The organism is Massilia sp. LC238 (genome assembly GCF_000735635.1).
Taxonomy (GTDB): domain Bacteria; phylum Pseudomonadota; class Gammaproteobacteria; order Burkholderiales; family Burkholderiaceae_D; genus Telluria; species Telluria varians.
Map to the genome: position 1 here is coordinate 1 of NZ_JNNN01000060.1, position 8,060 is coordinate 8,060.

General features: G+C 65.9%; 5 protein-coding genes and 2 rRNA genes. 5 read left to right on the forward strand and 2 right to left on the reverse strand.

The window, feature by feature from the left end; translation table 11 throughout:
- Positions 1–4 precede the first annotated feature (4 nt).
- Positions 5–117, forward strand: a 5S ribosomal RNA gene (gene rrf, locus FG94_RS16180).
- An 81-nt stretch (positions 118–198) separates the two neighbouring features.
- On the opposite strand, the gene FG94_RS16185 is transcribed toward rrf, so the two are convergent.
- Positions 199–1,329 (reverse strand): M20/M25/M40 family metallo-hydrolase, encoded by a 1,131-nt coding sequence (locus FG94_RS16185; protein ID WP_152571006.1) that lies wholly within the window; start codon positions 1,327–1,329, stop codon positions 199–201.
- Between the two features lie 300 nt (positions 1,330–1,629).
- On the opposite strand from FG94_RS16185, the gene FG94_RS16190 reads away from it, so the two are divergent.
- From FG94_RS16190 to FG94_RS16200, 3 genes are all read left to right on the forward strand, one after another.
- Positions 1,630–2,073, forward strand: a complete 444-nt coding sequence (locus FG94_RS16190; protein ID WP_036213817.1) for a hypothetical protein — start codon at positions 1,630–1,632, stop codon at positions 2,071–2,073.
- Positions 2,074–2,221: 148 nt separating this feature from the next.
- Positions 2,222–3,703, forward strand: coding sequence for a DUF2868 domain-containing protein (locus FG94_RS16195; RefSeq protein ID WP_036213820.1), 1,482 nt, complete (start codon positions 2,222–2,224; stop codon positions 3,701–3,703).
- Positions 3,704–3,708: 5 nt separating this feature from the next.
- Positions 3,709–5,193 carry a DUF3482 domain-containing protein gene (locus FG94_RS16200; protein WP_036213826.1) on the forward strand — a complete coding sequence of 495 codons (1,485 nt, stop codon included), beginning with the start codon at positions 3,709–3,711 and terminating at the stop codon, positions 5,191–5,193.
- On the opposite strand, the gene FG94_RS16205 is transcribed toward FG94_RS16200, so the two are convergent.
- Positions 5,190–7,304, reverse strand: a complete 2,115-nt coding sequence (locus FG94_RS16205) for a TonB-dependent receptor (RefSeq protein WP_036213823.1) — start codon at positions 7,302–7,304, stop codon at positions 5,190–5,192. The two genes, FG94_RS16200 and FG94_RS16205, sit on opposite strands and share 4 nt — an antisense overlap.
- Positions 7,305–7,848: 544 nt before the next feature.
- On the opposite strand from FG94_RS16205, the gene FG94_RS16210 reads away from it, so the two are divergent.
- Positions 7,849–8,060: ribosomal RNA gene (locus FG94_RS16210) — 16S ribosomal RNA — on the forward strand; the annotation flags it as partial.

The window sequence follows — 8,060 nt, forward strand, 5'->3', positions numbered from 1 at the left end:
AAAGCCTGATGACCATAGCAAGTCGGTCCCACCCCTTCCCATCCCGAACAGGACCGTGAAACGACTTTGCGCCGATGATAGTGCTGCAACCAGTGTGAAAGTAGGTTATCGTCAGGCTAGTTATATGAAAAACCCCATCAGGTGATCCTGGTGGGGTTTTTTGCATTCAGATTCGCACTGCGAATCTCCACTACAGCTTTACTGGCTCGACAGCTCCACCATGTAGGCTGCCGCCAGGCGCGCGAATTTCAGCGCGTGGGCAGTCTGGTTGCCCGAGTTGGCCAGGGTGTCCTTCGATGTGTGGATGTGCGGGTTGTCGCGCGCCATCGATGACTCGAAGGGCATCGACGCCGGATAGCCCTGCGCATCCCAGCTTGCGTGGTCCGAACAGCCATAACCGCACCTGTCGTAGCCGACCGTGAGCCCGGGCAGGTAGGCGCCGATCAGTTGGGCGAGAAAGGCGTTCTGCTGGCTGTTCGTGTAATCGGTGATCAGGTAGATGTCGTTCGCCGCACCCTTGTAGTTCGTCATGTCGAGCTGCAGCACGCCGGCGACCTTCCTGCCCGCTTGCCTGAACTGGCGCGCAATCTCCTGCGAGCCACGCAATCCCGCTTCTTCCGCCGCATAGGCGATGACCTGGATCGTGCGGCGCGGACGGTAGCCGCTTGCAATCAGGGCACGCAAGGCCTCGGTCATGCTCGCCACGCCGGACGCGTCGTCGTCGGCGCCCGGTGCGCGCGCCGTCTCACTCATCCCGATACCGATGATCGAATCCAGGTGCGCCCCGACCACGACGGTTTCTTCCGCAAGGTCCGACCCCGCAATGGTCAGGCTGACCGACGGCTGGGGGTAGCCCTGGTGATGGACCTGCATCACCGAAATGTCCGCACGGCCGGCGGCGAGTTCGCGCCAGGTCGCCAGCAGCCAGTTCGATGCGTCGACACCCGACTGGCTCCGGAAATAGCGGTTGGTAAAACCGCTCAGGCTCAGGATGCTCGCCTCGATCTGCTTCTCCTGCATGCCCGCCAGCATGGGCTCGACCAGTTCGCGTTGAGCGATCGCATATGCGCGCGCCGGCGCCAGGACGCGGCGCCGGTCGAGCGCCGCACGGGCCTCGGCTTCGCTACCGTGATACATGTAGCCGCCGCACTGTCCCAGGCGCTGGTGGATGGCGCCGGCAATCTTCGCGAGCCTGCCTTCGTCGACGACGATGGCGTGTACCTTTTCCGCAGGCAGTTGGCGGCTGTCGATCGACACCGCATCGGGGGCGATCGTCTTGACTTGCCGATAGGCCGCATCGCCGATGGTGATCCAGGCCCTGCGTTTCATCGACGGGCCGGCGCTCGTGGCAAGGCTGAGGCAAAGGGCGAACAACAGGCAGAGCTTGGGCAGGCCGGACTTCATCGCATTTCCCCTTGGCATGGCAAGCAAAAATGCTAGCAGTCTGCTCTAGCGAGCATTTGCCACACATCTCAAGGTATTCAGACTAGTCGTGCCCCGTCCACCTTCCGCTAGCTGAACGGTAATCGTGCGGCGATTCCTACATTGGCTCGGAGTCTTCTCCTATACAGCCCCACTGTTTCGGCGCGCATGATCGGTCCATCGGTTCAGCGAAGCGAAGGAGGAATCATGAAATCGAAGGACAAAAGCCTGGGTGGCGACAACCGTTCGCGCGGTATCCACAAGCCGAAAGGCGTGACGGTTGCGGAAGGGAGCATGCAGACGCGGGCACCCGGCGCCGTGATGCGCGGCGGACCAGAATCGCCTTTCCCGATGGCCAACACCGGTTCGCAGCAGTCGGACACGAGCGGCCGCGGCCAGCGCGGCGGCGCCGGCTCGGTCCACCAGGGCTGGAGCGCACGCCAGCGCGGCCAGCGCATGCAGGCGCAGGCCGAGCAGGATCGCCTGGGTGAAGCCCAACAATCCGGTGCGGGCGGCATCAAGCAATACCAGCACGCCGGTTCCCAGCAATCGGACTCCGGCATGGGTGGAGCGAAAGGCCTGCAGGGCCGGCCCGACCAGCCGGCGTCGGACTTCGGCAGCAAGCCGAACAAGAAGAATCCCGGCAGCTGAACGCCGGCGCAAACACATTGCGAGCCCGGGTTTCCCGGGTTTTTTTACGCCTCGACGCCGACCGCAAGCAGCGCGGGAACGATGTTCCGTCCCAAACTGCGGCACAATGCACCTGTAGCCTTGCCATTTCAACCATGACAGGAGAAGCATGAACGAACAGGTCGCACGCAATGTCGTACTGGTACGCGCCATCGAGTCCGCCGATGTCAATCACACGGTGCTGAGCGACGATGACCGCAAGTACGCAAGCCGCAGCGCGAAGGAACTCGCCGCCTGGCAGGCGGCCGACAGCAAGAGCGCCGTCACCCAGCAGCATTTCCTGCAGCAGCGCTCCGAGCAGATCCTGAAACGCCTGGGCAAACGCTCGCCCGCCTTCGGCGCATTCGCCAAGCGCCGCCTGGGCCTGGGCGGCGTCTGGCTGGCCCTGCCTTTCCTGGCCTTCGTCTCGGGCGCGGCCATCGACCGCATCGCCGACCCGCAGCGCGTCGACCTGCTCTCCGCACCCTTCCTCCTGATCATCGGCTGGAACTTGCTGGTGTATCTGTTCATGCTGGTGTCGGCGCTCATTCCGGGCAAACGGCATGGCTGGGCGAGCCCGAATCTGCTGCGCCGCCTGAGCGTGGGCAAGGCCGCCGTGCCGCGCAAGCTGCCGGCGCCGCTGGCCGAGGGCATCGCCGTTTTCATGGGGGAGTGGGCTGCCCTGAGCGAACCGCTGACCCGTGCGCGCCTGAGCCGCAGCATCCATCTTGCCGCGGCCTTCTTTGCGCTCGGCGCCATCGCATCGCTGTATGCGCGCGGCCTGCTGACCCAATATGTGGTCGGCTGGGAAAGCACCTTCCTCGACGGCCGCCAGGTCCACACCCTGCTGTCCTGGCTGTTCATGCCGGCGATGAGCGTGTTCCACTTCCTGCAGGGCTTCTCGCTCACCGAGATCGAATTGCTGCGCTTCGGCCGGATGGTGAATGCCGCCAGCGGCGAGCGCTGGGTGCACCTGTATGGCGCGACCTTGCTGCTGCTGGTCGTGCTGCCGCGCCTGCTGCTGGCCGGCTTCGCCGCCTGGCGCGCAAGGCGGCTGGCGCGCAGCTTCCCGCTCGACCTCGACCAGCCCTATTACCGCAAGCTGGCGGACAGCATCGGCGCCGGCGCGCCGGCACTGCTGCGCGTGCTCCCCTACAGCTACACCCTCGACGAAGCGCGCGACCGCGGCCTGTGGGCGATCGCGGCGAGCGCGCTCGGTGCGCAGGCGCGCGTCCAGCTGCGTCCTACGGCCGCCTATGGCATCGATCCGAAGGAAGCCCTGCGCGACACCGCGCTCGACGAAGCGGGCGTCACCGTCACCGCCGTGCTGTTCAGCCTTGCCGCCACGCCCGAGAAGGAAAACCACGGCGCCTTCCTCGACTACCTGAGCAAGCGCGTGAAGCGCGGCGTCGCCGTCCTGGTCGACGAGTCGCCGCTGGTGGAGCGCATCGGCGAGCAGCAGGGCAATGCCGCGCGCGTGGCCGAGCGCAGCGCGCTGTGGCGCCAGTTCTGCAGCTTCCACGGCACCTCGGCCACCTTCGTGAACCTGCTCCAGCCCGACAAGCATCCGCTCGAGCTGGGCGCCGGCCTGTCACTGCCGGAGCTGCGATGAACGCGATGAATCCGGAACCGGTCAAGATCCAGTTCGCGCTGGTCTCGCACACCAACAACGGCAAGACGACGCTGGCGCGCACGCTGGTCGGCATGGACGTGGGCGAGGTGCGCGACGCCGCCCACGTGACCCAGTTCGCCGAGGCGCACCCGCTGCAGCGCAGCGAGGCCGGTGACACCCTCGTGCTGTGGGACACGCCGGGCTTCGGCGATTCGGTACGCCTCTTGAAACGCCTGTCGATGGCGGGCAACCCGATCGGCTGGTTCCTGCGCGAGGTGTTCGACCGCTACCGCGACCGCCCGTTCTGGCTCAGCCAGCAGGCGCTGCGCGCCGCCAAGGAAGAAGCCGACGTCATCCTCTACCTGGTCAACTCCTCGGAATCGCCCCAGGACGCCGGCTACCTGCCGTCCGAGATGAAGATCCTCGAGTGGCTCGGCAAGCCGGTCGCCGTGCTGCTCAACCAGATGGGACCACCGCGTCCCGGCGCCGAGGAATCCGGCGAGCAGGGGCGCTGGCGCCAGCACCTGGCCCAGTTCCCGGTGGTGAAGGAAGTGCTGCCGCTCGACGCCTTTGCGCGCTGCTGGGTGCACGAACACGTGTTCTACGAAGCGATCGGACGCCTGGTCGTCGATGAGAAGCGCCCCGGCTATGCGCGCCTGCTCGAGGCCTGGTCCGCCGCCAACCAGCAACGCTATACGGAAGCCTTGCGCGTCTCCGCGGAGCAGCTGGCGGCGGCCGCGCGCGATGCCGAACCGATTGCGGAAGAGGGACGCAGCATGCTGCGCAGCGCGCTCAAGGCGGTCGGCATCGGCAAGGACGAACAGCGGCGGCAAGAGCTGGCGATGGCGGCGCTGGTCGAACGCCTGAACGCCCGCATCAACGGCGCGACGGCGCGCCTGCTGGCCCTGCACCGGATCGACCCGGGCCAGGCGCTGACCATCAATGCGCGCGTGCGCGACAACTTCGCGGTGCACGCGCCGGTGGACAAGGCCCAGGCCGGCCTGCTCGGCGCGGTGGTGTCGGGCGCGGCGACGGGACTGTCGGCCGACATGATGGCGGGCGGCCTGACCATGGGAGCGGGGGCGCTGCTGGGCGCGATCGTCGGCGGCCTGACGATGGCCGGCGCGGCCTGGGGCTTCAACCAGAGGACGGACCGCGACAAGCCGGGGGTGCAGTTCGCCGATCCCTTCCTGCAGTCGCTCTTGGTGAGCGCCGTGCTGCGCTACCTGGCGGTGGCCCACTTCGGCCGGGGGCGCGGCAACTGGGTCGAAGGCGAAGCGCCGGCCTTCTGGCAGGAGGAAGTCGAGCGGGCCCTGGGCGAGCACGCGGCCGCGCATCCGGACTTGTGGAAGTCGGTGCGCGCCGCGCCGGACGAGGCCGCGGCGGTCAAGCTGGTGGAAGCCGTGCTGGTTCCGGCCACCGACGCCACCCTCGCCAAGCTCTATCCCGGTGTGGCGCTGCCGACGCGCACCGGGATCGCAAAGGTCTAGAACTGGTATTGCGCGCTCACGCCCAGGATCCAGTTGCGTCCGGGCGCGGCTTCGTAATAGCGGCGGTTGGCGTCGCCCACGATGACCGAGCCGACGTAGTCGCGGTCGAACAGGTTGTTCAGTCGCGCAAACTGCTTGAGCCGCCATCCTTTCACTTGCTGGCTGGCCTGCACGCGCGCATTGACGATGGCATAGCCCGGCGCCGGCGTGGCGGTATTCGTGTCCTCCGCATAGACGCGGCTGTTGGCGATCGTCTCCAGCGCGGCGCCGAAGCGGCCTGACTGCTCCTTCCAGCCGAACTCTCCGTACAGGCTGGTCTTCGGGATGCCCGGCAGCCGGCTGCCCTCGGGCACGGCGCCGAAGCCTTCCTCGTAGGTGGCGCGCAGCGCCGTGAGCGCAAGGCGCGCGTTCCAGCCCCCGCCGAGTTCCGCATCCAGCGACAGTTCGCCGCCCTGGCGCAGGGTGGCGCTGGCATTGCGGTAGCTGGTGCGCCCGCCCGAGGAGCTGTCGACCACCAGCTCGCCCTCGGTACGCACCTGGAACACGGCGGCATTCACGCGCACACCCGGTTCAAGCATGGCCTTGACGCCGGCCTCCAGGTGCTTGCCGATGGCGGGGCCGAGGCGGAAGTTGAAGCCGGCGCCGGTGCCCGAGTAGAACAATTCGTTCAGGGTCGGGGTTTCGAAGCCGCGCGCGGCGCTGGCATACACGTTCAGCGAGGGCGAGACCTTGTACAGCACGCCCACCAGTGGCGAGGTGTGGCGGTAGTCGACGCTGCCGCTGTCGTTGCCGTTGGCGAGGAAGCGGTCGGTGACGTCGAAGCTGATGCGGCTGCGGCGCACGCCGCCCGTCATGACCCAGGGTCCGCGTTCCCATTCGAGCTGGGCGTAAGGGTCGACGCTCCTGACTTCATTCTGTTCGTCGCGCCGCAAATTGCCCTTCACGCCGAAGGTATTGCCGACAAAGTTCTCGAAGCCCTGGCGATCGTCGCGCGAGCGCGCCACTTCCAGGCCGACGGTGGCGCGCAGCGTGCCCCCGGCCAGCTCGCGAACGGCGCGCCAGTTGGCGTCGATGCCGTGGAAGTCACGGTCGAAATCGACCACGCCGCCGGAGTGCGTGGGCGGCGCCTGGAAGCCGCGCGAGAACGACTGGTACTGGATCACGCGGCGGTTGCCGCCATAGGCGGTCACCAGCAGGCGGTCGGGGCCGAAACGCTGTTCCCAGGTGAGGCCGAACTGCTGGTGGTCGATGCTCTTGCGAGTGTCGTAGCGCTCGGCCAGGGTGCGCTGTGGCGACTGGGTGTCGGTCGTATCGGTCTCGCCGGTGCGCGGGTCGCGCTGCCAGGTGGCCCAGGTGACGCCCAGCGGATCCTGGGTATCGTCCTGGCGCAGTCCGCTCGCGGTGAGCACGAGGCGGCTGTCCTTGTTTGGCTCGACCACCAGCTTGGCATAGGCCTGGTCGCGGGTAGCGGCGCTGTGGGCGCGGTAGCCGTCGGTCTCGAAGCGCGAGGCGTCCAGCAGGTAGCCGAGCTTGCCGCTGCTGCCTTGTGCGTTCACGTCGAGCTTGCGCAGGCCGTCGCTGCCGGCCGAAAAGCTGCTTTCGATGGAAGGCGCGCCCTTGGGATCGCGCGTGAACAGCTGGATCACGCCGCCGGAGTGGTTGCCGTACAGGGCGGAGAAGGGACCGCGCAGCACTTCGATGCGCTCGGCGATGTCGAGGTTGAAGGTCGCGGCCTGGCCCTGGCCGTCGGGCATGGTGGCCGGGATGCCGTCCGCCACCAGGCGCACGCCGCGCACCCCGAAGGCCGAGCGCGCCCCGAAGCCGCGCGAGGAGATCTGCAGGTCCTGCGCATAGTTCTGGCGGTCGCGCGCGACCAGGCCCGGCACCGCAGCCAGGGCTTCGGAAGCGTTTACGCGCGGCTGGGTGTCGCGCAGCTGGGATGCGTCGACGATGTCGATCGCGGCGGGCAGGTCGAAACTCGTGTGTGCGGAGCGGGTGGCGCTGACCACCACGACATTGATGGGCACGCGTGCCTCCTGGGCGATGGCGCACAGTGGGGCCGACATGCATGCCGCGGCGATGGCGGTGCGGCGAAATAAAAGGTGCTTCATCTGCTCTCCAATAGCTCATAGCACCCGTGCGACCGGCATGCTGGTTTGGCACGCAATATACCCGGCATTGCCAAGACCGACACGCACTGCACCCGCCGGCACGTCCGGGCAGGGGCTTGCGGACTCCGTCGGCGTTTGCTATAGTGCGCGTCCGCTTCGGGAACGCTGCAAGGCACGATCGAAAAAGGTTAACGGAATCAAGTGGTTGCGTTAGCAAGGTCGGCAGAGAAATCTGCAACGAAGCGAACGAGGGGTTGACGAGTTAAGCGAAACACTGCATAATCTCACTTCTCTGCTGCTGACGAACACAACGCTTCGTAAGGTGCAGCAAGGTAGTACAGGACAACGGTTCTTTAACAATCAACAGTCGATAAGTGTGGGCGTTTGATGAAGGTGCCAGCTGACTTGTTCAGCTGCATACTTAAATTATCAAATGTTCACAAAAGTATTAAGCGTTGTCTCAGCAATGAGATAACGGTCAGTATCTTGAGTGAGCGACTCCGTAGCAATACGGATGACACGAAAGTGTCAAAAAACAGAGATTGAACTGAAGAGTTTGATCCTGGCTCAGATTGAACGCTGGCGGCATGCTTTACACATGCAAGTCGAACGGCAGCACGGACTTCGGTCTGGTGGCGAGTGGCGAACGGGTGAGTAATACATCGGAACGTACCCAGAAGTGGGGGATAACGCAGCGAAAGTTGCGCTAATACCGCATACGTTCTACGGAAGAAAGTGGGGGATCTTCGGACCTCA

What these genes read in the sequence shown, in the direction of transcription:
- FG94_RS16185 (WP_152571006.1), bottom strand. Translation starts at nt 1,329, where the DNA reads ATGAAACGCAGGGCCTGGATCACCATCGGCGATGCGGCCTATCGGCAA.
- FG94_RS16190 (WP_036213817.1), top strand. Translation starts at nt 1,630, where the DNA reads ATGAAATCGAAGGACAAAAGCCTGGGTGGCGACAACCGTTCGCGCGGT.
- FG94_RS16195 (WP_036213820.1), top strand. Translation starts at nt 2,222, where the DNA reads ATGAACGAACAGGTCGCACGCAATGTCGTACTGGTACGCGCCATCGAG.
- FG94_RS16200 (WP_036213826.1), top strand. Translation starts at nt 3,709, where the DNA reads ATGAATCCGGAACCGGTCAAGATCCAGTTCGCGCTGGTCTCGCACACC.
- FG94_RS16205 (WP_036213823.1), bottom strand. Translation starts at nt 7,304, where the DNA reads ATGAAGCACCTTTTATTTCGCCGCACCGCCATCGCCGCGGCATGCATG.